28 protein-coding genes are annotated in these 25,302 nt (G+C 56.2%); 19 read left to right on the top strand and 9 right to left on the bottom strand.

Translation table 11 applies throughout. The features are described 5' to 3' along the window. Nucleotides 1–11 precede the first annotated feature (11 nt). The 11 genes from cysN (at nucleotide 12) to rpoS (ending at nucleotide 8,876) form a co-directional block, all read left to right on the top strand. Nucleotides 12–1,439 (top strand): sulfate adenylyltransferase subunit CysN, encoded by a 1,428-nt coding sequence (gene cysN, locus JT31_RS16365; RefSeq protein WP_038479445.1) that lies wholly within the window; start codon nucleotides 12–14, stop codon nucleotides 1,437–1,439. Beyond that, the gene (gene cysC / locus JT31_RS16370) at nucleotides 1,439–2,044 is read left to right on the top strand and encodes an adenylyl-sulfate kinase (RefSeq protein WP_038479448.1); all 606 of its coding nucleotides are present in this window, start codon (nucleotides 1,439–1,441) and stop codon (nucleotides 2,042–2,044) included. Before cysN ends, cysC begins: the two co-directional genes overlap by 1 nt. A gap of 50 nt (nucleotides 2,045–2,094) precedes the next feature. Further along, on the top strand, nucleotides 2,095–2,418 hold the full coding sequence (locus JT31_RS16375) for a DUF3561 family protein (protein ID WP_038483219.1): 324 nt from the start codon (nucleotides 2,095–2,097) through the stop codon (nucleotides 2,416–2,418). Between the two features lie 185 nt (nucleotides 2,419–2,603). Continuing rightward, entirely contained in the window at nucleotides 2,604–2,930 is a 327-nt protein-coding gene (gene ftsB, locus JT31_RS16380) for a cell division protein FtsB (RefSeq protein ID WP_038479451.1), read from the top strand. A 19-nt stretch (nucleotides 2,931–2,949) separates the two neighbouring features. After that, nucleotides 2,950–3,660 (top strand): 2-C-methyl-D-erythritol 4-phosphate cytidylyltransferase, encoded by a 711-nt coding sequence (gene ispD / locus JT31_RS16385; protein WP_038479454.1) that lies wholly within the window; start codon nucleotides 2,950–2,952, stop codon nucleotides 3,658–3,660. Next, nucleotides 3,660–4,139, top strand: a complete 480-nt coding sequence (ispF, locus tag JT31_RS16390; RefSeq protein WP_038479457.1) for a 2-C-methyl-D-erythritol 2,4-cyclodiphosphate synthase — start codon at nucleotides 3,660–3,662, stop codon at nucleotides 4,137–4,139. Before ispD ends, ispF begins: the two co-directional genes overlap by 1 nt. After that, nucleotides 4,139–5,185 (top strand): tRNA pseudouridine(13) synthase TruD, encoded by a 1,047-nt coding sequence (gene truD / locus JT31_RS16395; RefSeq protein ID WP_038479460.1) that lies wholly within the window; start codon nucleotides 4,139–4,141, stop codon nucleotides 5,183–5,185. The genes ispF and truD overlap by 1 nt, the downstream gene beginning before the upstream one ends. Beyond that, entirely contained in the window at nucleotides 5,166–5,927 is a 762-nt protein-coding gene (surE, locus tag JT31_RS16400; RefSeq protein ID WP_038479463.1) for a 5'/3'-nucleotidase SurE, read from the top strand. Before truD ends, surE begins: the two co-directional genes overlap by 20 nt. Beyond that, nucleotides 5,921–6,547: a protein-L-isoaspartate(D-aspartate) O-methyltransferase gene (locus JT31_RS16405; protein WP_038479466.1), complete on the top strand. Its 627-nt coding sequence runs from the start codon at nucleotides 5,921–5,923 to the stop codon at nucleotides 6,545–6,547. The genes surE and JT31_RS16405 overlap by 7 nt, the downstream gene beginning before the upstream one ends. 131 nt (nucleotides 6,548–6,678) lie before the next feature. Further along, a complete protein-coding gene (gene nlpD, locus JT31_RS16410) occupies nucleotides 6,679–7,827 on the top strand; it encodes a murein hydrolase activator NlpD (RefSeq protein ID WP_038479469.1) in 1,149 nt (382 codons plus the stop codon). A gap of 56 nt (nucleotides 7,828–7,883) precedes the next feature. Then, entirely contained in the window at nucleotides 7,884–8,876 is a 993-nt protein-coding gene (gene rpoS, locus JT31_RS16415) for an RNA polymerase sigma factor RpoS (protein ID WP_038479472.1), read from the top strand. Nucleotides 8,877–8,949: 73 nt separating this feature from the next. Here rpoS and mutS read toward each other — a convergent pair whose 3' ends face one another. Continuing rightward, on the bottom strand, nucleotides 8,950–11,511 hold the full coding sequence (gene mutS, locus JT31_RS16420) for a DNA mismatch repair protein MutS (protein ID WP_038479475.1): 2,562 nt from the start codon (nucleotides 11,509–11,511) through the stop codon (nucleotides 8,950–8,952). Nucleotides 11,512–11,773: 262 nt separating this feature from the next. On the opposite strand from mutS, the gene JT31_RS16425 reads away from it, so the two are divergent. The 6 genes from JT31_RS16425 (at nucleotide 11,774) to JT31_RS16450 (ending at nucleotide 16,782) form a co-directional block, all read left to right on the top strand. Further along, the gene (locus JT31_RS16425) at nucleotides 11,774–12,490 is read left to right on the top strand and encodes a Type III secretion system effector HopBA1 (RefSeq protein WP_081948197.1); all 717 of its coding nucleotides are present in this window, start codon (nucleotides 11,774–11,776) and stop codon (nucleotides 12,488–12,490) included. Nucleotides 12,491–12,683: 193 nt separating this feature from the next. Then, a complete protein-coding gene (locus tag JT31_RS16430; RefSeq protein WP_052049011.1) occupies nucleotides 12,684–13,772 on the top strand; it encodes a catalase family peroxidase in 1,089 nt (362 codons plus the stop codon). After that, complete coding sequence (locus tag JT31_RS16435; RefSeq protein WP_038479477.1) at nucleotides 13,769–14,311, top strand: cytochrome b; 543 nt, start codon at nucleotides 13,769–13,771, stop codon at nucleotides 14,309–14,311. Before JT31_RS16430 ends, JT31_RS16435 begins: the two co-directional genes overlap by 4 nt. Nucleotides 14,312–14,332: 21 nt before the next feature. After that, nucleotides 14,333–14,845: an RNA polymerase sigma factor gene (locus JT31_RS16440; protein WP_038479480.1), complete on the top strand. Its 513-nt coding sequence runs from the start codon at nucleotides 14,333–14,335 to the stop codon at nucleotides 14,843–14,845. Beyond that, the gene (locus tag JT31_RS16445; RefSeq protein ID WP_038479482.1) at nucleotides 14,842–15,612 is read left to right on the top strand and encodes an anti-sigma factor family protein; all 771 of its coding nucleotides are present in this window, start codon (nucleotides 14,842–14,844) and stop codon (nucleotides 15,610–15,612) included. Before JT31_RS16440 ends, JT31_RS16445 begins: the two co-directional genes overlap by 4 nt. 129 nt (nucleotides 15,613–15,741) lie before the next feature. Further along, nucleotides 15,742–16,782, top strand: a complete 1,041-nt coding sequence (locus JT31_RS16450; RefSeq protein ID WP_038479485.1) for a TerC/Alx family metal homeostasis membrane protein — start codon at nucleotides 15,742–15,744, stop codon at nucleotides 16,780–16,782. Nucleotides 16,783–16,827: 45 nt separating this feature from the next. Here the strand turns inward: JT31_RS16450 and JT31_RS16455 are convergent, their stop codons facing one another. Beyond that, complete coding sequence (locus JT31_RS16455) at nucleotides 16,828–17,499, bottom strand: HAD-IB family hydrolase (RefSeq protein WP_144244055.1); 672 nt, start codon at nucleotides 17,497–17,499, stop codon at nucleotides 16,828–16,830. A 277-nt stretch (nucleotides 17,500–17,776) separates the two neighbouring features. Between JT31_RS16455 and trpS the strand changes: the two genes are divergently transcribed. Both trpS and mltB read left to right on the top strand, forming a co-directional pair. After that, nucleotides 17,777–18,796: a tryptophan--tRNA ligase gene (gene trpS / locus JT31_RS16460; RefSeq protein WP_038479488.1), complete on the top strand. Its 1,020-nt coding sequence runs from the start codon at nucleotides 17,777–17,779 to the stop codon at nucleotides 18,794–18,796. A 95-nt stretch (nucleotides 18,797–18,891) separates the two neighbouring features. After that, complete coding sequence (gene mltB / locus JT31_RS16465) at nucleotides 18,892–19,968, top strand: lytic murein transglycosylase B (protein WP_038479491.1); 1,077 nt, start codon at nucleotides 18,892–18,894, stop codon at nucleotides 19,966–19,968. Between the two features lie 39 nt (nucleotides 19,969–20,007). On the opposite strand, the gene gutQ is transcribed toward mltB, so the two are convergent. The 7 genes from gutQ to JT31_RS16500 form a co-directional block, all read right to left on the bottom strand. Beyond that, nucleotides 20,008–20,973, bottom strand: a complete 966-nt coding sequence (gutQ, locus tag JT31_RS16470) for an arabinose-5-phosphate isomerase GutQ (protein ID WP_038479494.1) — start codon at nucleotides 20,971–20,973, stop codon at nucleotides 20,008–20,010. Beyond that, nucleotides 20,954–21,739 carry a glucitol operon DNA-binding transcriptional repressor SrlR gene (gene srlR / locus JT31_RS16475; protein ID WP_038479497.1) on the bottom strand — a complete coding sequence of 262 codons (786 nt, stop codon included), beginning with the start codon at nucleotides 21,737–21,739 and terminating at the stop codon, nucleotides 20,954–20,956. The genes gutQ and srlR overlap by 20 nt, the downstream gene beginning before the upstream one ends. Nucleotides 21,740–21,807: 68 nt before the next feature. Continuing rightward, nucleotides 21,808–22,167: a transcriptional regulator GutM gene (gene gutM, locus JT31_RS16480; RefSeq protein ID WP_038479500.1), complete on the bottom strand. Its 360-nt coding sequence runs from the start codon at nucleotides 22,165–22,167 to the stop codon at nucleotides 21,808–21,810. Nucleotides 22,168–22,227: 60 nt separating this feature from the next. Continuing rightward, nucleotides 22,228–23,007 (bottom strand): sorbitol-6-phosphate dehydrogenase, encoded by a 780-nt coding sequence (gene srlD / locus JT31_RS16485; RefSeq protein ID WP_038479503.1) that lies wholly within the window; start codon nucleotides 23,005–23,007, stop codon nucleotides 22,228–22,230. 29 nt (nucleotides 23,008–23,036) lie between these two features. Beyond that, nucleotides 23,037–23,399, bottom strand: a complete 363-nt coding sequence (srlB, locus tag JT31_RS16490; RefSeq protein WP_038479506.1) for a PTS glucitol/sorbitol transporter subunit IIA — start codon at nucleotides 23,397–23,399, stop codon at nucleotides 23,037–23,039. Nucleotides 23,400–23,410: 11 nt separating this feature from the next. Beyond that, complete coding sequence (locus JT31_RS16495) at nucleotides 23,411–24,379, bottom strand: PTS glucitol/sorbitol transporter subunit IIB (protein WP_038479509.1); 969 nt, start codon at nucleotides 24,377–24,379, stop codon at nucleotides 23,411–23,413. Between the two features lie 9 nt (nucleotides 24,380–24,388). Further along, a complete protein-coding gene (locus JT31_RS16500; protein WP_008458272.1) occupies nucleotides 24,389–24,937 on the bottom strand; it encodes a PTS glucitol/sorbitol transporter subunit IIC in 549 nt (182 codons plus the stop codon). Between the last annotated feature and the right edge of the window lie 365 nt (nucleotides 24,938–25,302).

The following is a 25,302-nucleotide window of genomic DNA, read 5'->3' on the forward strand; positions in this document are numbered from 1 at the left end:
GGAGCCGCCAGATGAACACCACTATTGCACAACAAATCGCTGACGAAGGCGGCGTAGAAGCCTATCTGCACGCGCAGCAGCACAAAAGCCTGCTGCGGTTTTTGACCTGCGGCAGCGTCGATGACGGCAAAAGCACGTTGATTGGCCGCCTGCTGCACGACACGCGCCAGATTTATGAGGATCAGCTCTCTTCGCTGCACACCGACAGTAAACGTCACGGCACCCAGGGCGAGAAACTCGACTTAGCGTTGCTGGTGGATGGCCTGCAGGCTGAACGTGAGCAGGGCATTACCATTGACGTGGCCTATCGCTATTTCTCCACCGAGAAGCGCAAATTTATCATCGCCGACACGCCGGGGCACGAACAGTACACCCGCAATATGGCGACCGGCGCATCAACCTGTGACCTGGCGATCCTGCTGATCGACGCCCGTAAAGGCGTGTTGGATCAAACCCGTCGTCACAGTTTTATCTCCACGCTGCTGGGGATCAAACATCTGGTGGTGGCGATCAACAAGATGGATCTGGTGGCGTTCAGCGAGCAGACCTTCGAGCAGATCAAACAGGATTACCTGACCTTCGCCCAGCAGCTGCCGGCGGACCTGGATATTCGCTTCGTGCCGCTTTCCGCGCTGGAAGGGGATAACGTGGCAGGCTCCAGCAGCCAGATGCCGTGGTACAGCGGCCCGACGCTGCTCGAAGTGCTGGAAACGGTAGAAATTACTCGCAGCGTGGAGCAGCAGCCAATGCGCTTCCCGGTGCAGTACGTTAACCGTCCCAACCTGGACTTCCGTGGCTACGCGGGGACGCTGGCTTCGGGCACCGTCAGCGTGGGACAGCGCGTCAAAGTGCTGCCGTCCGGCGTGGAGTCGAACATCGCCCGAATCGTGACTTTTGATGGAGATTTGCAACAAGCCGGCGCGGGCGAAGCGATAACCCTGGTGCTGAAAGATGAAATCGACATCAGCCGGGGCGACCTGCTGGTTGATTCCGGTGAATCACTGGCCGCGGTACAGAGCGCTAAAGTGGATGTGGTATGGATGGCGGAGCAGCCGCTGGTGCCGGGGCAGAGCTTTGATATCAAGATCGCCGGGAAGAAAACCCGCGCGCGCGTCGACAATATTCAGTACCAGGTTGAGATTAACTCTCTGACTCAGCGCGTGGTGGAAAGCCTGCCGCTGAACGGCATTGGGCTGGTGGATTTGACCTTCGATGAGCCGCTGGTGCTCGACAAATATCAGACCAATCCGGTGACCGGCGGGCTGATTTTCATCGATCGCCTGAGCAACGTGACCGTGGGCGCAGGCATGGTGCGTGAGCCGCAGGAAGATGTTTATCAGGAACCTTCGGCATACGGTGCGTTTGAACTTGAGCTTAATGCTCTGGTGCGTCGCCACTTTCCACACTGGGGCGCGCGTGACCTGCTGGGAGGCAAGTAATGGCCGACCATGATGAAAACGTGGTCTGGCATGCTCACCCCGTTACGCGTGAGCAGCGTGAAGCTTTGCACAAGCACCGTGGGGCGGTGCTGTGGTTTACCGGCTTGTCCGGCTCCGGGAAATCAACCGTGGCCGGCGCGCTTGAACAGGAACTGCATAAACTTGGCGTAAGCACCTACTTACTCGACGGCGACAACGTGCGCCACGGGTTATGCAGCGACCTGGGTTTTAGCGATGCAGACCGTAAAGAAAACATCCGGCGGGTAGGTGAAGTTGCCGGCCTGATGGTGGACGCGGGCCTTGTCGTGCTCAGCGCGTTTATCTCGCCGCACCGTGCCGAAAGGCAAATGGTACGCGAACGCGCCGGAGAGGGGCGCTTCTACGAAGTGTTTGTGGATACGCCGCTGGCGATTTGCGAAACCCGCGATCCTAAAGGGCTGTACAAGAAGGCTCGGGCAGGGGAATTAAAGAATTTTACCGGTATTGATTCGGCGTATGAGGCGCCGCTACAGGCGGAAATACACTTAGACGGCGAACAATTAGTAACAAATTTAGTGGCCCAAATATTAGACCTGCTGCGTCGTGACGATATCATCAATTGCTGAAGACGCCCGGAAGCACAACGCTTCCGGCCATCAGGGTTATGAAATCAGTTATGCGCAACAGCACGAATATCGTTATTTCTCAGGCTGAACCCAGCCCGACGGTCGAGGAAACAACCTGGTCATTGCCCGGGGCGTTTATCGGCTTTTTGTCGTGGCTGATGGCGCTAGGCATTCCCTTTTTGGTCTACGGCCCTAACACGCTGTTTTTCTTCCTCTACACGTGGCCATTTTTCCTGGCGCTGATGCCGGTCGCGGTGGTGGTGGGGATAGCGTTGCACTCCATTTTGCGCGGCAGGCTGCTGTTTAGCTGCCTGGCTACGCTGCTCTCCGTCGCGCTGATGTTCGGCGTACTCTTTATGTGGCTAATGGGTTAGCCGTGCCTAACTGCGTCAAACCGTAACAGACTATTTTTGGGCAACGTTAAGCTAAACTTGCTGCAATCGCGCATGAATGCGCGTTATGTGGTAAATTCTGGCGCGATTTGGCGGGCAGGGTTGCTTGCCATTGTGGAGTCGACGAAAAAGTTGTGGGATGATTGTGCCGTTTTTCAGGGGGCAGGATGGGTAAACTAACGCTGCTGTTGCTGGCCTTGCTGGTCTGGCTTCAGTATTCGCTGTGGTTCGGAAAAAACGGCGTACACGATTACACGCGCGTCAGCGAAGATGTCGCTGCGCAGCAGGCAACCAATGCCAAATTAAAATCTCGCAACGATCAGCTTTTTGCCGAAATTGACGACCTCAACGGTGGCCAGGAAGCGATTGAAGAGCGCGCTCGCAACGAACTCAGCATGACCAGGCCGGGGGAGACTTTTTATCGCCTGGTGCCGGAAGCCTCCAAACGCGCAGCCAACGGTAATCCCCCTAACGCCGGGCAAAATAATCGATAACTCAGCATAAGTGAAAGGCATGGCAGACTCCTCCCAGGACGTAATTGCCGTGATACCGGCCGCCGGTATCGGCAGCCGTATGCAAACGGAATGTCCTAAGCAGTACCTACACATCGGCGACAAAACGATTCTCGAACACGCGGTGGCTAGCCTGATGGCGCACCCGCGCGTGGGCCAGACGATCGTCGCTGTCAGCCCCAACGATGCTTACTTTTCTTCTCTGCCGCTGGCCTCCGATCCTCGCGTCACCGTGGTGACGGGCGGGAAACAGCGTGCGGATTCCGTTCTGGCTGGCCTGCAGGCCGCAGGCGATGCGAAATGGGTGCTGGTTCACGACGCTGCGCGCCCCTGTCTGCACCCGGACGACCTCGAAAATCTGCTGGCGATTATCGCTACCAGCAAAGTCGGCGGCATTTTGGCCGCTCCGGTTCGCGACACCATGAAGCGAGGCGAGCCCGGTAAAGCGCTGATAGCGCATACGGTAGATCGTGAAGATCTCTGGCATGCCCTTACGCCGCAGCTGTTCCCTCTCGAACTTTTGCGCAGCTGTCTGCTGCGCGCGCTGGATGAAGGCGCCACCATCACCGATGAAGCCTCGGCCCTTGAATATTGCGGCTTTCATCCAGAACTGATTAGCGCTCGGGCTGATAATATCAAGGTGACTCGCCCTGAAGATCTGGCGCTGGCGGCTTTCTATCTTACGCGGTTAACCCAAACGGAGAATTTATAATGCGTATCGGACATGGTTTTGATGTTCATGCTTTTGGCGGTGAAGGCCCGATTATTATTGGCGGCGTTCGTGTCCCGTTCGAAAAAGGGCTGCTGGCCCATTCTGATGGCGACGTTGCCCTGCATGCCCTGACCGATGCGCTGCTGGGTGCCGCCGCGCTGGGAGATATCGGCAAGCTGTTCCCGGACACCGATCCTGCCTTCAAAGGTGCGGACAGCCGCGAACTGCTGCGCGAAGCGTGGCGTCGCATTCAGGCTAAAGGTTTTACGCTTGGGAACGTCGACGTGACGATTATCGCTCAGGCACCGAAAATGGCTCCGCACATCCCGCAGATGCGCGTGTTTATCGCCGAAGATCTCGGCTGCCATATGGATGATGTCAACGTTAAAGCGACCACCACCGAGAAGCTCGGCTTTACCGGGCGTGGGGAAGGTATTGCCTGTGAAGCCGTGGCGCTGCTGCATAAGGCCAGCAAGTAATGGATATGCAAAACCTGACCTGGCTGCACGGTAAGCCGCAGGGCAGCGGCGTTATCAAGGCCAGTCCTGAAGACTTCGTGGTGATTGAAGATTTGGGCTTTGGCCCCGACGGCGACGGCGAGCATCTGCTGCTGCGAATTCTGAAAAGCGGCTGCAATACGCGTTTTGTCGCCGATGCGCTGGCGAAATTCCTCAAAGTCCATGCTCGCGAAGTCAGCTTTGCCGGGCAGAAAGACAAACATGCCGTGACCGAGCAGTGGTTCTGCGTCCGCCTCCCGGGCAAAGAGATGCCTGATATGAGCGCCTTTGCGCTCGAAGGTTGCCAGGTGCTGGAGTTTGCCCGCCACCGCCGCAAGCTGCGTTTGGGCGCGCTGCAAGGGAACCGCTTTACCCTCGTCCTGCGCGAAGTCAGCGATCGTAGCGAACTGGAGCAGCGCCTGCAGGCCGTGGCGCAGCAGGGCGTGCCTAACTATTTCGGCAGCCAGCGTTTTGGTATTGGCGGTAACAACCTGCATCAGGCGAAGCGCTGGGCGGAGAGTAATGCGCCGCTGCGAGACAGAAATAAACGCAGTTTTTGGTTGTCGGCAGCACGCAGCGCGTTGTTTAATCAGATTGTTAGCCAGCGCCTGAAAAAACCAGACTTTAATCAAGTTGTTGATGGCGATGCGCTACAATTGGCAGGACGCGGCAGCTGGTTTGTGGCGACCCCGGAAGAACTCCCAACCCTGCAACAGCGAGTAGATGACGGCGAACTGCTGATCACGGCTTCGCTGCCGGGTGACGGCGAGTGGGGAACGCAAAACGCAGCGCTGGCTTTTGAGCAACAATGCGTGGCGGAAGAAGATGTCCTGCTGGGCTTGTTGAAGCGTGAACGCGTGGAAGCTGCGCGCCGGGCGATGCTGGTTCAGCCTAAAGCGCTGAGCTGGAACTGGTGGGATGATGTGACCGTCGAGCTGAATTTCTGGCTGCCGGCGGGAAGCTTTGCCACCAGCGTTGTCAGGGAACTCATGAACACAGCGGGTGATTATGCGAATATTGCTGAGTAACGATGACGGAGTCCAGGCCCCTGGCATTCAGGTGCTGGCGGAGGCGTTGCGTGAATTTGCCGAGGTGCAGGTGGTTGCCCCGGACAGAAACCGCAGCGGCGCATCTAACTCGCTGACGCTCGAGTCATCGCTAAGAACCTTTACCCTCGCCAACGGAGATATCTCCGTGCAGATGGGCACGCCGACGGACTGCGTCTATCTCGGCGTGAATGCTTTGATGCACCCCCGGCCAGACATTGTGGTGTCGGGCATTAACGCCGGGCCTAATCTCGGCGACGACGTTATCTATTCCGGTACCGTTGCGGCCGCGACGGAAGGGCGTCATTTAGGGCTTCCGGCACTTGCCGTTTCGCTCGATGGCCACCAGCACTATGAAACGGCGGCGGCGGTAACCTGTTCTATTCTTCGGGCGCTGGCTCGCGAGCCGCTGCGCACCGGGCGCATTCTTAACATCAACGTCCCCGACCTGCCGCTCGATAAAATCAAAGGCATTCGCGTTACCCGCTGCGGCAGCCGTCATCCGTCAGACCAGGTTATTCGCCAGCAAGATCCGCGCGGCAACACGGTGTACTGGATTGGCCCGCCGGGAGAAAAACTGGATGCGGCGCCGGACACCGACTTTGCTGCCGTCGACGAAGGCTACGTTTCGGTGACCCCGCTGCACGTCGATTTAACCGCACATAGCGCCCATGAAGTCGTTGGCCACTGGCTGGAAAAGGCCGGAGTTGAGGCTCAATGGTAAGCAGACGCGTACAAACCCTTCTCGATCAGCTTCGTGCCCAGGGCATCAAGAACGAACAGGTTCTTGAGGCTATCGCGCAGGTGCCGCGCGAGAAGTTTGTCGACGAAGCGTTTGAACACAAAGCCTGGGAAAATACCGCGTTACCTATTGGGTCTGGTCAGACTATCTCTCAGCCGTATATGGTGGCGAGGATGACGGAGCTGCTGGAGCTGACGGAGCATTCAAAGGTGCTGGAGATTGGCACCGGCTCGGGTTACCAGACCGCAATTCTGGCGCATCTGGTGGGGCATGTTTGCTCCGTAGAGCGCATCAAAGGGCTGCAATGGCACGCCAGACGTCGCCTGAAGCAGCTCGATTTACACAATATTTCGACCCGTCACGGCGATGGCTGGCAGGGCTGGCAGGCGAAAGCCCCGTTTGACGCTATTATTGTGACGGCGGCCCCGCCGGAAATTCCGACTGCGCTACTGTCGCAGCTGGACGAAGGCGGCATTCTTGTTTTACCCGTGGGCGACGACCAGCAGTTTTTAAAACGCGTCCGTCGCCACGGAGACGAATTTTCAATCGACACGGTAGAAGCTGTTCGCTTTGTGCCCTTAGTGCCCGGCGAATTAGCATAACCCGGAAATATCCGGTTTTCTTGCTGTTGATTCGGCGTAACGTAGCCGAATTCAGCAAAAGCTGGCGTGGTTTACGCCGCTTTTCTACAGTGTTTTCATGAATATCTGGTTGTTATCATTTTGGGGGATAAATGAGCGCGGGAAGCCCAACTTTCACTTTACGCCGGGCGGCGGTGTTGACGCTAACCAGCCTTTGGCTGGCAGGCTGTACGAGCAATAATAACACCCAGGCACCGATCAGTTCCGTTGGCGGCAACGGCAATGCTTCAGGCTCTTCAACCGGCAGCCTGCTGGTGACTAAGCCACCGACAATGTCTACCTCTACCCCGGTTCAGCAACCGCAGATTCAACCGGTTCAGCCCGTTCAGCAGCCGCAAATCCAGCCCGTTCGTCAGCCTCAGGCCCAGCCCGTCGCCTCCGAACCTGTGCATACGGAAAATGGCCGCATCGTCTACAACCGCCAGTATGGGAATATTCCCAAAGGCAGCTATGCGGGCGGCAGCACCTACACCGTTAAGCGCGGCGACACCCTGTTCTATATTGCGTGGATTACCGGGAACGACTTCCGTGACCTGGCCCAGCGTAACAACGTAGCGGCACCGTATGGTCTCGAGGTGGGGCAAACCCTTCAGGTGGGCAACGCATCCGGGACGCCAATCACCGGTGGCAACGCGGTTACCGCGGCCGATGCCCGCGCGCAGGGCGTGACTACGCCAGTTGAACAAAACTCGACCAGGGTAGTTGCTTCTAAACCGACAATTACGTATTCTGAGGATTCAGGTGAACAGAGTGCTACCAAAATGTTACCGGGCAATAAGCCAGCTGAGACTGTCGTCACAGCACCGGTTACGGCACCTGTGGTTAGCTCTACCGAACCTACCGTCAGCAGTACGTCTAACAGCTCGCCAATCTCGACCTGGCGCTGGCCGACCGACGGTAAGATCATCGAGAACTTTGCGGCGACCGAAGGGGGCAACAAAGGTATCGATATCGCCGGCAGTAAAGGACAGGCAATTATCGCGACTGCCGCAGGGCGCGTGGTATATGCCGGTAACGCACTGCGCGGTTACGGTAATCTAATCATCATCAAACACAACGATGATTATCTGAGTGCCTACGCCCATAACGATACAATGCTGGTCCGGGAACAAGAAGAAGTTAAGGCGGGGCAAAAAATCGCTACCATGGGTAGCACCGGAACCAGTTCTACACGATTGCATTTTGAAATTCGTTACAAGGGGAAATCCGTAAACCCGCTGCGTTATTTGCCGCAGCGATAAACCGGCAAGACATTCATTGAGTGTATTGCCCAGGGATCACGGGTAGGAGCCACCTTATGAGTCAGAATACGCTGAAAGTTAACGAGTTAAACGAAGACGCGGAATATGATGAGAACGGAGTTGAGGCTTTTGACGAAAAAGCCCTTGTAGAAGAGGAACCCAGTGATAACGACCTTGCAGAAGAAGAGCTGTTGTCACAGGGTGCTACACAGCGTGTACTGGATGCGACTCAGCTTTATCTTGGAGAGATCGGTTACTCTCCATTATTAACAGCCGAAGAAGAAGTTTACTTTGCTCGCCGCGCACTGCGCGGTGATGTAGCCTCCCGCCGACGCATGATCGAAAGTAACCTGCGTCTGGTGGTCAAGATTGCCCGTCGTTACAGCAATCGCGGTCTGGCTTTGCTGGACCTGATTGAAGAGGGTAACCTGGGGCTTATTCGTGCCGTTGAGAAGTTCGATCCAGAACGTGGATTCCGTTTCTCAACGTACGCCACATGGTGGATTCGTCAGACCATCGAACGGGCAATCATGAACCAAACCCGTACGATTCGCCTGCCGATTCACATTGTGAAAGAGCTGAACGTTTACCTGCGTACCGCTCGCGAACTCTCCCATAAGCTCGACCACGAGCCGAGTGCGGAAGAGATTGCCGAGCAGCTGGATAAACCGGTTGATGACGTTAGCCGTATGCTGCGTCTCAACGAGCGCATTACCTCGGTAGACACCCCATTGGGCGGTGACTCTGAGAAAGCGCTGCTGGATATCCTCGCGGACGAGAAAGACAACGGACCGGAAGACACCACGCAAGACGATGATATGAAACAGAGCATCGTGAAGTGGTTGTTCGAACTGAACGCTAAGCAGCGTGAAGTGCTGGCTCGTCGTTTTGGTCTGCTGGGTTATGAAGCTGCAACGCTGGAAGATGTGGGTCGTGAAATCGGCCTGACTCGTGAACGCGTTCGTCAGATTCAGGTTGAAGGCCTGCGCCGTCTGCGTGAAATCCTGCAGACTCAGGGGCTGAACCTCGAAGCGCTGTTCCGCGAATAACAAAGTTTCCATCAAAAAGGCCAGTCAGCGATGACTGGCCTTTTTCTTTTGCCTTCCGCAACGGGGAGGGGAACTACACCAGGCTCTTCAGCCGGTAAATCCACTCCAGCGCCTGGCGAGGAGAGAGCGAGTCCGGGTCCAGATTTTCCAGCGCTTCAACGGCCGGAGATGTCTCTTCTGCCGCAACCAGCAGCGACATTTGCGTGCCGTCTACCTGGCTTGCTGACGCATTGCCGGAAATGCTCTCCAGCTCGCGGAGCTTCTGGCGCGCACGTTTAATCACGTCTTTTGGCACGCCCGCCAGCGCGGCGACGGCCAGGCCATAGCTCTTGCTGGCCGCACCGTCCTGCACGCTGTGCATAAAGGCGATGGTATCGCCGTGCTCCACGGCGTCCAGATGGACGTTAGCCACGCCTTCCATTTTTTCCGGCAGCGTGGTCAGCTCGAAGTAGTGGGTAGCGAATAACGTGAGTGACTTGATACGGTTTGCCAGGCTTTCGGCGCAGGCCCAGGCCAGCGACAGCCCGTCATAGGTCGATGTCCCACGGCCTATCTCATCCATCAGCACCAGACTGTGCTCCGTGGCGTTGTGCAGAATGTTGGCGGTTTCGGTCATTTCGACCATGAAGGTTGAGCGGCCCGAAGCCAGATCATCAGCGGCGCCCACGCGCGTAAATATGCGGTCCACAGGCCCAATTTCTGCCTGCTGTGCCGGCACAAAGCTGCCGATATAGGCCAGCAGCGCAATGAGCGCGGTCTGGCGCATATAGGTACTTTTACCGCCCATATTTGGGCCGGTAATAATCAGCATTCTGCGCTGAGGAGAAAGGGTCAGTGGGTTAGCGATAAACGGCTCACTGAGCACCTGCTCCACCACCGGATGGCGACCGCCGACCAGTTTAATACCGGGTTTGTCTGTCAACGTTGGGCAGGTGTAGTTCAGGGTATAAGCACGTTCGGCCAGGTTCACCAGCACGTCCAGCTCCGCCAGCGCGGTGGCGCTTTTTTGCAGCGCTTCCAGGTGCGGTAGCAGCAAATCAAACAGCTGGTCATAAAGCTGTTTCTCCAGCGCCAGCGCCTTGCCTTTGGAGGTCAGTACCTTGTCTTCGTACTCTTTCAGCTCGGGAATAATGTAGCGCTCGGCGTTTTTCAGCGTCTGGCGGCGAACATAGTTGATCGGCACCAGGTGGCTTTGACCGCGGCTGACCTGAATGTAGTAGCCGTGCACGGCGTTAAAACCGACCTTCAGCGTATCCAGGCCCAGGCGCTCGCGCTCGCGAATCTCCAGGCGATCCAGGTAGTCAGTCGCGCCGTCGGCCAGGGCTCGCCACTCGTCCAGCTCTTCATTGTAGCCCGGTGCGATTACGCCCCCGTCACGCACCAGCACCGGCGGTGATTCGATAACCGCGTGTTCCAGTAGCTCACGCAGCTCCACAAATTCGCCCATTTGCTCGCGCAGGGTTTGCACATAGTCGGTGCTAACGTCAGACAGCGTTTCGCGCAGCGCGGGCAACTGCTGGAAGGCATAGCGCATACGTGCGAGGTCGCGCGGGCGAGCGGTGCGCAGGGCCAGGCGGGCGAGAATACGCTCAAGGTCGCCGACCTGGCGCAGCGTTGGCTGAATTTCCGCGGTACGTTCCTGCAGGGCGGCAATAGTTTGCTGACGTTTGGTAAGCACATCGACGTTGCGCACCGGCATATGAAGCCAGCGTTTGAGCATACGGCTGCCCATCGGCGTGACGGTGCAGTCCAGCACCGAGGCCAGCGTGTTCTCCACGCCGCCGGACAGGTTCTGGGTTATCTCCAGGTTACGTCGGGTGGCGGCATCCATAATGATGCTGTCCTGCTGCCGGTCCATGGTCACGGAGCGAATATGCGGCAGAGAAGTGCGCTGGGTATCTTTCACGTACTGCAACAGGCACCCGGCGGCGCAAAGCGCATGGTGGGCGTTCTCGACGCCGAAGCCGGTCAAATCACGCGTACCGAACTGCAAATTCATTTGCTGGCGTGCGGTTTCAATCTCGAATTCCCAAAGCGGGCGGCGGCGCAGGCCGCGGCGGCCATCAATCAGGCTCATCTCCGCGAAGTTTTCCGCATACAGCAGCTCTGCCGGATTGGTGCGCTGAAGCTCAGCCGCCATGGTTTCGCGGTCTTCTGGCTCAGTAAGGCGGAAGCGCCCGGAACTGATGTCCAGCGTGGCATAACCAAAGCTTTTGCTGTCCTGCCAGATAGCCGCCAGCAGGTTGTCCTGGCGCTCCTGTAGCAGCGCTTCATCGCTGATGGTGCCCGGCGTGACGATACGCACAACTTTACGCTCAACCGGCCCTTTAGAGGTAGCCGGGTCGCCAACCTGCTCGCAGATAGCGACTGACTCACCGAGATTGACCAGCTTCGCCAGGTAGTTTTCTACCGCGTGATGCGGCACACCGGCCATCGGAATAGGTTCACCCGCGGAAGCACCCCTCTTGGTCAGCGAGATATCCAGCAGCTGAGAGGCGCGCTTTGCGTCGTCATAGAACAGCTCGTAAAAGTCACCCATACGGTAAAACAGCAGGATGTCAGGGTGCTCGGATTTGAGACGCAGATACTGCTGCATCATGGGCGTATGGGCGTCGAAGGTTTCGCTAGTGCTCATGGCGTGGTGATGTCCATTTCTTTGAATTTTAAGTGGTTAGTGATTTTTTTGGTTCTCATTGTTGCTCACTAATACGGAATAAACTGTTCAGGGAAATCGTCCCGCAGATGGCCCATGATAACGGAGTATCAGGGGCAGGAAAACAGCGGAGGTTTGCGTGGATCGGGGCATCGCGTTTAGAAACATATTTTTCTCCGTTCAGCCAGGAACTGAATTTTTTGCCAGCCACTTACCAGAAAACATCCCAACATCGGAGATAACCATGTTTTCTGCAGTCGGTCAGTCAAATCGCATTCAGCCCGCCGCCCTTAACGCCAGCGGAAGGATTCATCCTGATATTAACATTAAGCCGCCGGTGAACGATCCCGTTCAGGCGCTGGCAAACCTGTTCCGCGATAACAAGCTTGCCTATCTGGGCGATGTGCATGGTCAGCTTGCGATCCCTGAGTTTGTCGGGCATGCCATTCCCGAGTTGAAAAAGGCTGGAGTAGATCTGCTGGCGATAGAGTTTGTGAAGTACAGCGATAACGCCTTGTTTCGCGAAGCGCTGGCGCATGGCAAAGAGGCGACAAAAAACTTCATCATGAATGCCTGGTCAAAACACGGTGAGGCCTGGGTGGATAAGGTTGCCGGGGCACTTTATGAAGCGCACAAAGCCGGCATTTCCGTCGCCGGCATTGACCGGCATATTCCCGGTGCTGCGCCCAAAACGCCGATGGAAGCCATCAAATATATGAACAAGCGGCTGGCGCTCAATATTGCCTGGAACGCTGCGACAGAAAAGGAAGAGCGTGCCATTGGCGCTCGTAAAACGCTGGTCTGGGGCGGCGGTGGTCATTTTCATCATAGCCGTGAGCAAGGGCCTAAAGATATGCGCCCTGGCCCCGTGGTTTCCTTCAGTGCGAGCGATAAAGCCCCTGGCTGCTCGCTGAACGATAAGGACGACAACAGCCACCTGGTGATTAATTTCCCGAAATAAAAATAGCGGGGAGTCTCAGCTCCCCGCCGTCGACAATTCTATTAAGCTGCTGCGCCGCCCGCTGAGTATTCACTTTCCTTTGTTTATTGTTGGAAGGGACGTGAAAAAATTGATAACCGGGGAATAAACTTCCATTTCGTTCGTCCTATGTGCTCAACAGCCAAATGCCGTTTCATCATTGTGAGCCGAACCTATGCGAGAATCCCGTCCGTCTTTCTGCGCGTTGTTTAAAAATTTGCGCTATCCGCAGCAATTTTTGCTGCGTGGCGCCGTGATAGTCGCCATTCCGTTAGCCCTTTGCCTGCTGTTTGCCTGGGCGTGGGGAGCCCTGACGCCGGGGCGTTTATCCCCCGACAAGCTGGTTAATGCGCTGGAAAAAACGGGAGGGGAGCATCCCGGCTATCGTCGCAATCATGCCAAAGGCGTCTGCGTGGCGGGGTATTTTGACTCCAACGGCAGCGCCAGCGCCCTGTCAAAAGCAACGGTGTTTCTGCCTGGCAATACGCCAGTTATTGGGCGTCTGGCGATTGCCGGCGGTAACCCCAACGCGCCGGACGGTGCGGTTCCGGTGCGCAGTATGGCGCTGCAGTTTATCACCCGCGATGGCCAGGAGTGGCGCACGGGGATGAACGCGCTGCCGTTCTTTAGCGTTGCTACACCTCAGGGCTTCTACGATCAGCAAATGGCGGGTATTCCCGATCCTAAAACGGGCAAACCCGATCCGGCCAAAATGAAAGCTTTTATCAGCGCTCACCCGGAGGCAAAGCCGTTTTTTGCGTGGGTGAAGAGCTATGTGCCAACGTCAAGCTGGGCCAGCGACAGCTACAACAGCCTGAATACCTTCTTGTTTACCAATAAAGCAGGGGACGTTCGCGGCGTGCGCTGGAGTATGCAGGCGCAAACTCCTGGCGTGCCGGTGACGGCGGAAGACAAAGCTAACCCGTTGTTCCTTCAGCAGGACATCAGGCAGCGCCTGCAGCAGGGGCCGCTAAAATGGGATTTAATTATCAGCGTGGCTGAAAAGGGAGACGCGACCAATGACGCGACAAAAGCCTGGCCCGATAGCCACCAAAAGCTTAACGCAGGCACGCTGGTGCTGACTTCCGCACAAGATCAGGCCGACGGCGGCTGCCGCGACATTAACTACGATCCGCTGATACTGCCGGATGGCATCTCTGGCTCTGACGATCCGCTGCTGAGTGCCCGCTCTGCTGCTTATTCGTCATCCTTCAATCGCCGCACGCATGAAGAAGCTCAGGCAAACAAAGGAGCAGGATTATGAACAAGGTGACCTATTTTCACCCGCTGCTGCGCGTCGTTCACTGGGCGATGGCGCTGATGATTATGGCGATGTTGTTTATCGGCGTGGGTATGGTGTCCACCGTGTCGGGTCTGCACGCGTTTTTATACTCGTTGCACAAACCCCTTGGTGTCGCCATTTTGCTGCTGGTTATCCTGAGGGTGTACCTGCGTCTGCGCTATAAAACGCCGTCGCTCCCGGCTCATTTACCCGCTTTTCAGATGGTTGCTGCACATTTATCCCACTGGTTGCTGTATTTGCTGATGGCGGCTCAACCGCTGGTAGGCTGGGCTATGCTTTCTGCTGCGGGCTACCCGGTGACGTTAGGGGCCGGTATAACATTACCGGCGCTGGTGGCTAAAAATATCGAACTCTATGCGTTGCTGCGGCCGCTGCACACGGGGCTTGCGCTGCTGCTTTTTGTCACCGTTATCCTGCATCTGACTGCCGCACTGTTCCATGCGCTGCTGCTGCGTGATGGGGTGTTCAGCAGTATGACGGGCTACAAAGGCCGTGGTTAACGTCGCGCAGCGGAGTAAATCATGTCAACACTGAGCGAACAGGAAATACGGGAAATGCTGCCGCATCTGCAGCGTTTTGCCTTATGGCTCACGCGTAATCCTCATTCCGCAGAGGATTTGGTGCAATCCTGCCTGGAAAAAGCTTTTACGCGAAAAAAGGATCTGGCCGATCGAGAGAGCCTGCGCAGCTGGCTGTTCTCGATCCTTTATCGGCATTTTATTGATGGTGAACGGCGTAAAAGGCGCTACCAGCGCATTTTGTCGCTGTTTACCGGTGATGAAAACCAGGTCGCCGCCTCAACGGAAGAGATGCTGATCAATGACGACATGCTCGCTATCTTCAGCCAGCTCCCGGTTGAGCAGCGCGCGTTGCTGTTACTCATCAGCGTTGAAGGGCTGAGCTATAAAGAGGCGGCGGAGTCGCTGGATATTCCTTTAGGTACCGTGATGTCACGCTTATCACGTGCCAGAAAACAGCTGCAAAAGTGGGATGAGGATACGTCATCCTCCCCGGCGTTAAGGAGATTAAAATGAAACCGCTCCTTCCTGAAGAACAGGATCTCCATGCCTGGGTTGACGGGCAACTAGATGAAGAGCGCAAAAAGTGGGTTGAACACTATTTGCAGCAGCATCCGGAGCTGGCAGCACAGGTGAGAAAATGGCAGGCGGATGCCCAGCGCCTGCGCCTTTCTGTTGATGAGTATGTGCCCCAGGTTTCTCCTGCCAGCGCGGAGGTGAAGCTGGTTCGCCAGCGGATCCGCCGCAGCCGTCAGTGGCGTTTTGCCTTTGCCTTTAGCCTGCTTTTTGCCGTGGGTATCGGCGGCGTGACCGGTTGGCAGCTGCATGCCAGTGAGATTTTGCGGCAAATGCTGCCGATGGAGGATGCCGTGCAGGCCTACCGGCTGGTGAACAACGGCAACGTTAAGGCGCTGGACGTTGTTGCCAGCGATCGCGATACGGTAAATGGCTGGATGAGCCGCTACTTTATTGATGGCGCGCAGGCCCCTAACCTGGATAATTACGGTTTTACGCTGGTGGGCGGGCGCTTAATGGTTACCGAGCAGGGCCCGGCAGCGCTGGTAATTTACCAGGACGCGCAGGGAACGCGTGTCGCCTGGTATATCCGGCCTTCAGGCTCAATAACCCTGGGCAAAGGGGAGCGGCAGGCCGATAACCTCAAGGCGCAATACTGGAGCGATCGTCGCTATAACTATGCGATGGTAAGCCCGGCTAACGACAGCCAGACGGCGGGGCTACAAAAAGCGGTGCAGCAGTATGCAGGCGATGCCAGCTCGATTTAATACAGCTGCCTGTTTATTCGCCAATACCAGAAAAAATATACCATTTTTGCCGGAAGGACTTATCCTGAATGGAGTGAAGCGGCGCCCGGACTCCCCGACGCTGCTTCTGTCATTCCTGAAGGATAAAACATGGTATCTACACATATTGGCTTCCCGACCGAAACGGTGGCGGTGTTTCTTGCGCTCTCGGTGGGTGCCATTTTCATCGACCTCTTTATGCACCGCAAAGACGAGCCCATCTCGCTGAAAAGTGCCGCATTGTGGTCGGTGTTCTGGGTTGCAGTGGCAATGCTTTTTGCCGGTTTTTTATATCTTCATCACGGGGCGGAAGTCGCCAGCCTGTTTGTCACCGGCTACGCGCTTGAGAAGGTGCTTTCGGTTGATAACCTGTTTGTGATGATGGCGATTTTTGCCTGGTTCGGCATTCCGGATCGCTATCGGCACCGCGTGCTGTACTGGGGCGTTATCGGGGCGATCGTTTTCAGGGGCATTTTTGTTGCCATCGGCACCGGGCTGCTATCTCTTGGGCCCTATGTTGAAATCGTCTTTGCGCTGATTGTCGCCTGGACGGCGGTGATGATGCTGAAGGGCGACGGCGGGGAAGAAGAGGTTGAGGACTATTCTCAGCATCTGGCTTATCGGCTGGTAAAGCGCTTTTTCCCTATCTGGCCAAAGCTTGCCGGGCGCAAGTTTCTGCTTAGCCAGGCCGAAGTCGACCGGGAGCTGGAGAAGCCAGAAAACCAGGCCATCACCGTTGGGCGAGTCAAAAAAGCCGCGCTTTATGCTACGCCTCTGATGCTGTGCGTGGCGGTGGTTGAGCTTTCTGACGTGATGTTTGCTTTTGATTCCGTCCCTGCCATTATTGCCGTCAGCCGTGAACCGCTTATCGTCTACAGCGCAATGATGTTCGCGATACTTGGCCTGCGTACTCTCTATTTCGTACTGGAAGCGTTAAAACAGTATCTCGTTCACCTGGAAAAAGCCGTGGTGGTGCTGCTGTTCTTTATCGCCGTTAAACTTGGGCTTAATGCCAGCGAACACATCTGGCATCATGGTTACAGCATTTCGGCCACCGCCAGCCTGTACGTTGTGCTGGGCGTGCTGGCCGTGGGCATCATCCTTAGCGTGATGTTCCCGGCAAAAGCTGAATCAAGCGACAGTAAGAACTAAGCAATTGAAGGACGCCTTCAGGCGAAGGCGTCCTGATGACGCGACTCAGAGATGTTTGTCGAGGCGCAATCTTTCGATAGGTGAGCGGCGGCGAGGCCTGGAGCGATGGAAATAGCGCCAGTGGTAATCCCTTGCGGCGGTCAGCAGCTCATAGTCCCCTCGTGAATCTCCCCATGCGCGCAAATGAAGCTGATTCAGCGGGCCATAGACCTGCTCCAGACGCTGAATTTTCTGGTCGCAGCGGCAGTTATGGCCGTTAATGCGGCCGGTCAGCATGCCATCAATCACTTCAAGCTGAGTACCAATAAGCTTAACGCCAAGGCGTTCGGCGAACGGTTGCAGCACGATAGCCGGAGACGCAGAACACAGCGTCACTTCGGCACCAGAACGCAGCTCGGCGGCGACCGCCATAAGCCCGCGCGGACGCATCATTTTTTCGAAGTTTTTCGCGCAATAAACTTCGGCTTTCTCTTTAACCCACTGCTCGTTGACGCCGGTTAAGAAGGTTGAGATCAGCACTTCTTTTAATTCATCTCGGGTCAGCTTCCGGCGCAGGCATTTGAGCGTCGGTAATACCATGCGCATCATTTTGCGTGCAAAGGTTCTGCGCCCAAACGCAAACCGCAGGAACGGGACAAAGCTATCGCTATGGGTTAGCGTGCCGTCGAAATCAAAGACCGACAGTACGCCAGGCGAAGGATCATTCATAACAACCATAGTTTCCCAAATTTCCCTTTTATCTGTACGTCGCGAGGGGATCTTGCGAACGATAGTGAAATTATAAACTTTTAAATCCCGCTACGGAAACCGTCGCGAAATGTGATAGGGTAGCGCAATGAACAGAAAACACACCGCCTTTATCGTTACCCGTTGGTGGCTGTCTCTTTAGAGGCGGCAGGAATTCGTTCACCCTTTTCTAATAGCCGCCGGAAGGCGGCTATTTCGTTTTATCCGTTCGCCCTCCGGCCAGATTTATCAGTCTCAGGAGGCATTTATGAACAGCTCACATCCTTTGCAGCAAACCATTCTTACCGGCGATCGCCCAACCGGGCAGCTTCACCTCGGGCATTATGTTGGCTCACTTCGCCAGCGCGTTCAGCTTCAGCACCAGCATCAACAGTACATTCTGGTAGCCGACCTGCAGGGATTAACCGATAACGGCAGCCGCCCTGAGCGCGTCGCAGGGAATATTCTGGAGGTGATGGCGGACTATCTGGCGGTGGGCATTGACCCGCAGAAAACGACTATCTGCCTGCAGTCCTCGCTGCCCGCGCTGGCTGAACTCACCATGCTGTATATGAACATCGTGACCGTCGCTCGTGTGGAAAGAAATCCGACGGTGAAAAGCGAGATTGCGCAGAAAGGTTTTGCCCGCTCTCTGCCTGCCGGGTTCCTTGTTTACCCGATAAGCCAGGCCGCCGATATCACCGCTTTTAAGGCGGCTCTGGTCCCGGTTGGCGACGATCAGCTGCCGATGATCGAACAGACCAATGAAATCGTGCACAAGATGAATAGCCTGACGGCGACGCCGCTATTAACCAGCTGCAAGGCGCTGCTTAGCCCGGTAAGCCGCCTGCCGGGCGTTGACGGCAACGCCAAAATGTCAAAATCCCTGGGCAACACGCTCACCCTTTCTGCCAGCGAGCAGCAGATTCACCAGGCGGTGAGCGCCATGTTTACCGACCCGGATCATTTGCGCGTCAACGATCCGGGAAAAGTTGAAGGTAACGTGGTGTTCACCTACCTGGATGCATTCCATGAAGACAAAGAGAAAGTGGCTGCGATGAAGGAGCACTATCAGCGCGGTGGCCTGGGCGATCGGCAGTGTAAAAACGAGCTGGAAACCTGCCTGCAAAATCTGCTGGCGCCAATAAGAGAGCGGCGGAATCGTTTTATTGAGGACAAGGCGTATCTGAGCGAAGTGCTGAAGGCCGGGAGTGAAAAAGCACGGGCACTAACCCAGCAAACGGCTGATGAAGTGAAGCGAGCTCTTGGGTTGCCGATATTATTTTAAAGGCAGAAGGGCAAAGAGAGGCATACTCAGATGGGGAATTATGGATTACCATTATTGGGAAACTTTCGCGAACATTCACAGGGACAGCCCATCAGATGCGTTATTCAGCCGCAGCACTTCTTCCTATCCTGGTTTTACTCTCCGCCTGTAGCAGTAAGCCGAAAACCGCCGAACAGCAGCAAACAAGCGGCACGCCGTCGGGTGGTTTTCTGCTGCAGCCGCAGCACGATGTCTTTATGCAAACCGGGGACTTCGCTAACAACCCGGAAGCAGAGAAATTCATCGACAAAATGGTGAATGAGCATGGCTTCGACCGCCGCCAGCTGCATGAAGTGTTGTCCCAGGCTAAACGTCTGGACTACGTGCTGCGCCTGATGGATCAGCAGGCGCCGACTACCGCCCCACCGGCCGGGCCGAACGGAGCGTGGCTGCGCTACCGCGGTAAATTTATCACCCCGGATAACGTGCAAAACGGCGTTAAGTTCTGGAACCAGTACGAGTCTGCGCTGAACCGTGCTTACCAGGTTTATGGCGTGCCGCCAGAAATCATCGTCGGGATTATCGGCGTTGAAACCCGCTGGGGCCGGGTGATGGGGAAAACGCGTATTGTGGATGCCCTGGCTACGCTTGCCTTTGCTTATCCACGCCGCGCGCAATACTTTGCGGGCGAACTGGAAACCTTCCTGCTAATGGCGCGTAATGAAGGTGATGACCCGCTGGCGCTGAAGGGCTCTTTCGCCGGAGCAATGGGCTACGGGCAGTTCATGCCTTCTTCGTTTAAAGAGTACGCGGTGGACTTCAACGGCGACGGCCACGTGAACCTGTGGGATCCGGAAGACGCTATCGGCAGCGTGGCGAACTACTTCAAAGCCCACGGCTGGGAGAAGGGCGACATGGTTGCCGTCCCGGCTAACGGCCAGGTACCGGGGCTGGCTAACGGCTTCAACACCAAATACTCCGTGGCGGCACTTGGCCAGTCCGGCCTGAGCCCGCAGGGTTCTTTAGGCAACCATCAGGAAGTGAGCCTGCTGCGCCTGGATATGGGCGATCGCTACCAGTACTGGTACGGTCTGCCGAACTTCTATGCGATTACCCGCTATAACCACAGCACCCATTATGCGATGGCGGTGTGGCAATTAGGGCAGGCCGTGGCGCTGGCCCGCGTTCAATAAGTGATTTTATCGCCCTCGTAGGAGGGCGATAAGCACGGACTATAAAATGCCTGCCTGATGAAAATCATGCAGGTTGATAGCCCCGAGCAGCCTGCCGTTTTCATCCACCACCGGCGCGGCGCTAATGCGTTTCTTCATCAAGGTTTCTTTGGCATCTATCGCCCTGGTTTCGGCCTTTAGCACCGTGCCGTGTTTTGTCATGGCTTCGTTGATGCCGGCTTCTAGTTTGCCTCCCCCTACCAGCCAGCGGCGCAGGTCACCGTCGGTAAAGACCCCGGCCACTCTTTGTTCTTTGTCGCAGACGGCAACCAGCCCCAGCCCCGTGCGGCTTAGCTCCAGCATGGCATCCATCACCGAGGCGCAGTCCGCGACCTGCGGCAGCCGTTCTTCGGTCCGCATCAGGTGATGCACCCGGTTTAGCAAACGCGCGCCTAACGCACCTGCAGGGTGTGAGCGGGCAAAATCCTCTTCGTTAAAACCGCGCTCCTGCATCACGGCCATTGCCAGCGCATCGCCCATCATTAAGGTGTTCACCGCACTGGAGGTCGGCGCCAGACGCATAGGGCAGGCTTCGCGTTCTACCGAAATATCCAGCGAGGCAAGCGCGGCTTTGGCCAGCGGCGACTGGGCTTTGCCGGTAATCGCAATCAGCGTCACGGCCTTTTCCTGCAGGCGAGGAATGATTAAATCCAGCTCTTTCGCATGGCCGGAATAGGAGATAAACAGCAGGATGTCGCGGCTTTCAATCATCCCCAGATCGCCGTGTAACGCTTCGGCAGGATGGACGAAGAAGGCCGGCGTGCCCGTGCTGGCAAGCGTTGCGGCGATTTTCTTGCCGATATGCCCGGATTTGCCCATGCCGGAGACAATCACTTTCCCCTGGCAGGTGAGCACGGCATTGGCGGCGGCAACAAAGCTTTCTCCCAGCCTGTCCGGCAGGCGGCTCGCTTCCTGTAACTCCAGCAGCAGGGTTTCTCGTGCGGCGTTAATCATTCGCTGATTCATCTTCTTCTCCGGTAACAATCACTTTCACGCCCTTTTCGCGCAGCGCGGTGAGGAATTCATGGCTAATGCCGCTGTCGGTGATGATGGTATCGACGCTTTCCAGGCCGCAGACGATGTTCGGGCTTTTACGACCAAACTTTGAGGAGTCTGCCATCAGAATCACTTCGCGGGCTGCGTTACACATCGCTTTGCTGACGGTATAAACCTCGTTATAGGTCGTGACCCCGGCGTTGAGATCGATGCCATCGGTGCCCATAAACAGCCGGTCAAAGCTGAAGTGCTCGAAGGCGTTTTCCGCCAGCTGGCCGTGAAAAGAGGCTGATTTCTTACGGAAGGTTCCGCCGGGCATCAGGATGGTTTGTTCGTTATCCAGCTCAGACAGCGCGTTGACGATATGCAGGCTATTGGTCATCACCGTGATGTTATTGAAGCGCTGAAGCAGCGGCACCATCTGTAATACGGTGCTGCCCGCGTCAAGAATAATGGAGTCACCATCATGGATATACTTGACCGCCGCATCGGCGATTTGCTGTTTTTGCTGGGTATTGATCAGCGTTTTGTGATCAATCGGCGGGTCGGGTTCGTCCTTGCTGAGCACTACGCCACCATAGGTGCGAATAACGGTCCCGGCAGTTTCGAGCAGCACCAGATCTTTACGGATCGTGGTGCCGGTGGTTTGAAAGTGCTGCGCGAGATCTTCTACCGAGCATTTTCCCTGTTTTTGCAGATGTTCGAGGATCGCCGCCTGCCGTTGACGTGGTTTCATAGGCTCTTATTACCTTGCAATAAATTTCGATTCGGTAATTTCGCAAGCAATAAGCATTCGAAACGAAATTAACCCTGTTTCAATTTAAGCGCTAATGATAGAGCATTCTGACAGTTCCGATCATGGGGAAAGATCACATCAGGCTGCAATTCCTGCCGATTCATGCCGTGTAGCTGAGATAAAGGCTGTGGCAGCGCGAAAACCGTCAGGCCTTTCATTATCAGGCTGTCGCGAACGTTCTGCTGCTCGTCAAACGCCAGGGCGATCACCACCCGAGGCCTGAAGCGCCCGGACGAGCGGCCAACGCCAACGGCGCCCTGTCGGCAGAGTCGGTCAAAGGCCCGGTTAAACAGGCGAATCTGCCAGCCGCCGAGCAGTAACTGGCTTAGCCACGCGATCGTTGCGAGGGCGATAAGGGCGTTTATCATGATGTTTCCTCCCTGGGTTCCCCCATTCCCTAAAAGAAGGGGGAACCGGTGACCTGATGGTTAAAACATGACCTGCCCGCCGGTGACGTTAATCGACTGCCCGGTACAGTAAGAGGCTTTATCGCTGGCGTAGAACAGCAGCGTGTTAAGCACGTCCTGATAGTCGCAGCCGCGCTTTAAGGGGACTTTGTCGATGTAGTATTGCTCCACTTCGTCAGCGGCGATGCCGAGCTTTTCCGCGTACTGAGGCAGCAGCGACTGGAACATCGGCGACTTGAGCAGGTTACCCAGCATCAGCGCATGCACCGTGATGCCGTATTCCGCCAGATCCAGCGCTAAAGACTGCGTCAGCCCCACGCCGCCAAACTTCGCCGCGCTGTAGCCGGAGTTATGCTTGCTGCCCACTTTGCCGGACTTCGAGTTGATCTGGATGATGCGGCCTTTGATGCCGTCACGGATCATCAGGCGCGAGAACTCTCTGGCGCACAGGAAGTAGCCCACCAGGTTCACCTGCAGCGAACGATCAAAATCCCCCAGCGCGAAATCGCCAATAAACGCCGCTTTGGCGATGCCCGCGCTGTAAACCAGCAGGTCAACCTGGCCGAAAATCTCATCCACGCCGTGGGCCAGGGCGGTAACGCTTTGCTCGCTGGTGGCGTCAGAGCCAAATCCCCAGGCGGTGCCTGGCCCGTACTGTTCGTTTATCTCCTGCGCCACGCGGGCGGCTTTCTCACTTTGGATATCCACTACGGCGACTTTGTAGCCTTCCTGGGCCAGCCCATGGCAGAGAAACGCCCCAAGCGTTTGCCCTCCACCGATGACAACGGCAACCTGATTCATACTTCACTCCTTTTCTTTAAAGACAATGTTTATGCGACAAACTTCAGCCGACAGCCCGGCTCAATGCCCTGCGGCAGCGGGCCGTTGACGTGAACGGTGCCCGGATATTCCGCCTGCGCCTCACCGTCGAAGCGCAGGGTGATGTGCCCCAGCTCCTGCAAATTCTGCTGCGCGACGTCCCCGACGGCGGTCACGGCATAATGCTGGCCGTTAAGTTCAAAACCGATGCCCGGTTTAAGCTTGCCGGTGAGTTCGCCGTGGCAGTGGATAAAGCAGTAATCCTGAATATCCGCCGGCGCGCCTTCCCGAAAGGTAATCAGCATGTTGTCTTCCAGCGCCTCACGAGCGCACCGGCCAATGTGGGTGATGGTGGTCTGGTAAATGGTTTGCATGTTGCGCTTCCTTATTGATAGATGAAGCCGGACACCAGCCAGGCAATAAGCACGGTGGGCGCGCCCGTCAGAAAACGCCCGACCAGCACGGAAGGAACGCCGACGCGCACCGTGTCCTGCCTGGCTTCAGCCAGCGACAGGCCAACCGGAATAAAATCGCAGGCGGCCTGGGCATTAATCGCAAACAGCGCGGGCAGCGCCAGGTGAGGAGGGATATGCCCCTGACCAATCTGCACGCCAATCAACACGCCGATGACCTGCGCGATGACTGCGCCCGGGCCGAGGAAAGGTGAAAGCAGGGGAAACGAACAAATCAGGGCGAGGGTAATCAGGCCGACAGGATTGTTGGCCAACGGAGCCAGGCCATGCGCAATCCAGTCGCCCAGCCCGGAAGCCATGATGATGCCAATCAGCGCCGAAACGAACGCCATAAAAGGCAGTATCGTTTTCAGAACCGTATCGATAGTGTCGCGCCCGGCCTGGAACAGCACGGCGACGGCGGAGCCCATTCCCATGCCCACTTTTGCCAGCAGGCCGTCGCTTTGTTCGGTAATTTTTTTGCTGGTGTCGTAGTCGCGTGCCGGGGCTTTTTTCAGCCCGGCCTGCGGCTCGCCCTGGGCCCAGGCGATGTTTTCTTCCCTGACGCCTGAGACATAAATATCCTCCACGATGTATTGCGCCATTGGCCCGGATTTCCCGGTCGCATGGATATTTATCGTCGGAATGCGCCGTTTAGGGTAGAGCCCGCAGCGCAGCGTGCCGCCGCAGTCGATGATGGCCATGGCAATCTCGGCTTCCGGAGGCTCGCCGTCTTTAAAACCGTCTACTGCCTCGCAGCCGGTCATTTCACTGAGCTTATCCACTATTGCTGGGCGCGTCCCCGCGGTGATGTATACGATCTTCTTGCTCGGGTCGACCGGGATAATCAACGGGCCGCCCCATCCGCCCTGGCCTTTTTCAATACGAATGCTTTGAGTCATGATTTTTCCTTAGAGACGTACCTGACGTTCCAGCTCGATACCCATTTTTTTCTCGAAAATGGAGGTGGTGAGATCGGTTATCCAGCCGCGGAAGAAGTTGGTGACCAGCCCGACCAGCAGATAGCTCACCGCGAGCGGCGCCAGCGGCAGGCCCAGCGTCGTCAACCCGCTGGCTATCCCGAGATAAACAAACAGCTCGCCGGGGTTGATGTGGGGAAATAAACCGTTCATCGAATGGCAGCTATACGATGCGGCGGCGTAATAGCTCGGTTTGTACTTCTCAGGCATGAAGCGGCCAAGGCTGAGCGTCATCGGATTGCAAAACACGAAGGTGCCGATGCAGGGCAGCAAGAGGTAACGCGATACGGGGTTGCCGGCGCAGCGTTGCGCCATGCGTTCAATGCGGTGCTGGCCGATGAAGTTAATCAGCGCGTTCATTATCACCAGCAGGCTTATCAGCAGAGGAAGAATACCGGTCACCATGCCGGTAAAGACCTCCCCGCCTTTCTGAAACAGGCCAATAAACCATTCCGCCCCGTGGGTAATCATGTCGATCATTTTTAGCTCCTGTAGGGTTATGTGCTCACCGTTGATCCCGGCGATGGCTCATATTAATCATTTTGAAACCTGTAAATATGTTATTTAGATCTCATTGTGAAACATAAAACTATCGATTTGAAAGCTTTTGGGGTGTGAAAGAATCGGTGAAGCTTTTGCTTTGCTGACGGATGAGCGAAAAAGAGGTCGATTGAGGGTTCGTTTATCCCGAGGTGTAAAACAGAAATTTACAAGGTCGGCTCGGTAGATTATGTTATGTTATAACGAAACAATATTGGTGTCGGTATGTCCGCTGTTGCTCCCTCTTCCTTATTCAGCCTTTCCGGGCTGCTGCGCGTGGCCCTTGTGGCAGCGCTGATCCTCAT

The organism is Cedecea neteri (genome assembly GCF_000757825.1).
GTDB classification, from domain to species: Bacteria; Pseudomonadota; Gammaproteobacteria; order Enterobacterales; family Enterobacteriaceae; genus Cedecea; species Cedecea selenatireducens.

Coding starts and splice junctions, on each gene's coding strand:
- JT31_RS16440 (WP_038479480.1), top strand. CDS start 14,333: ATGTCAACACTGAGCGAACAGGAAATACGGGAAATGCTGCCGCATCTG.
- gutM (WP_038479500.1), bottom strand. CDS start 22,167: ATGATAAACGCCCTTATCGCCCTCGCAACGATCGCGTGGCTAAGCCAG.
- gutQ (WP_038479494.1), bottom strand. CDS start 20,973: ATGAATCAGCGAATGATTAACGCCGCACGAGAAACCCTGCTGCTGGAG.
- JT31_RS16405 (WP_038479466.1), top strand. CDS start 5,921: ATGGTAAGCAGACGCGTACAAACCCTTCTCGATCAGCTTCGTGCCCAG.
- JT31_RS16500 (WP_008458272.1), bottom strand. CDS start 24,937: ATGATCGACATGATTACCCACGGGGCGGAATGGTTTATTGGCCTGTTT.
- JT31_RS16425 (WP_081948197.1), top strand. CDS start 11,774: ATGTTTTCTGCAGTCGGTCAGTCAAATCGCATTCAGCCCGCCGCCCTT.
- JT31_RS16450 (WP_038479485.1), top strand. CDS start 15,742: ATGGTATCTACACATATTGGCTTCCCGACCGAAACGGTGGCGGTGTTT.
- JT31_RS16375 (WP_038483219.1), top strand. CDS start 2,095: ATGCGCAACAGCACGAATATCGTTATTTCTCAGGCTGAACCCAGCCCG.
- JT31_RS16455 (WP_144244055.1), bottom strand. CDS start 17,499: ATGGTTGTTATGAATGATCCTTCGCCTGGCGTACTGTCGGTCTTTGAT.
- JT31_RS16435 (WP_038479477.1), top strand. CDS start 13,769: ATGAACAAGGTGACCTATTTTCACCCGCTGCTGCGCGTCGTTCACTGG.
- JT31_RS16430 (WP_052049011.1), top strand. CDS start 12,684: ATGCGAGAATCCCGTCCGTCTTTCTGCGCGTTGTTTAAAAATTTGCGC.
- ispF (WP_038479457.1), top strand. CDS start 3,660: ATGCGTATCGGACATGGTTTTGATGTTCATGCTTTTGGCGGTGAAGGC.
- srlD (WP_038479503.1), bottom strand. CDS start 23,007: ATGAATCAGGTTGCCGTTGTCATCGGTGGAGGGCAAACGCTTGGGGCG.
- srlR (WP_038479497.1), bottom strand. CDS start 21,739: ATGAAACCACGTCAACGGCAGGCGGCGATCCTCGAACATCTGCAAAAA.
- cysN (WP_038479445.1), top strand. CDS start 12: ATGAACACCACTATTGCACAACAAATCGCTGACGAAGGCGGCGTAGAA.
- cysC (WP_038479448.1), top strand. CDS start 1,439: ATGGCCGACCATGATGAAAACGTGGTCTGGCATGCTCACCCCGTTACG.
- mutS (WP_038479475.1), bottom strand. CDS start 11,511: ATGAGCACTAGCGAAACCTTCGACGCCCATACGCCCATGATGCAGCAG.
- nlpD (WP_038479469.1), top strand. CDS start 6,679: ATGAGCGCGGGAAGCCCAACTTTCACTTTACGCCGGGCGGCGGTGTTG.
- mltB (WP_038479491.1), top strand. CDS start 18,892: ATGCGTTATTCAGCCGCAGCACTTCTTCCTATCCTGGTTTTACTCTCC.
- trpS (WP_038479488.1), top strand. CDS start 17,777: ATGAACAGCTCACATCCTTTGCAGCAAACCATTCTTACCGGCGATCGC.
- JT31_RS16495 (WP_038479509.1), bottom strand. CDS start 24,379: ATGACTCAAAGCATTCGTATTGAAAAAGGCCAGGGCGGATGGGGCGGC.
- ftsB (WP_038479451.1), top strand. CDS start 2,604: ATGGGTAAACTAACGCTGCTGTTGCTGGCCTTGCTGGTCTGGCTTCAG.
- truD (WP_038479460.1), top strand. CDS start 4,139: ATGGATATGCAAAACCTGACCTGGCTGCACGGTAAGCCGCAGGGCAGC.
- ispD (WP_038479454.1), top strand. CDS start 2,950: ATGGCAGACTCCTCCCAGGACGTAATTGCCGTGATACCGGCCGCCGGT.
- rpoS (WP_038479472.1), top strand. CDS start 7,884: ATGAGTCAGAATACGCTGAAAGTTAACGAGTTAAACGAAGACGCGGAA.
- JT31_RS16445 (WP_038479482.1), top strand. CDS start 14,842: ATGAAACCGCTCCTTCCTGAAGAACAGGATCTCCATGCCTGGGTTGAC.
- surE (WP_038479463.1), top strand. CDS start 5,166: ATGCGAATATTGCTGAGTAACGATGACGGAGTCCAGGCCCCTGGCATT.
- srlB (WP_038479506.1), bottom strand. CDS start 23,399: ATGCAAACCATTTACCAGACCACCATCACCCACATTGGCCGGTGCGCT.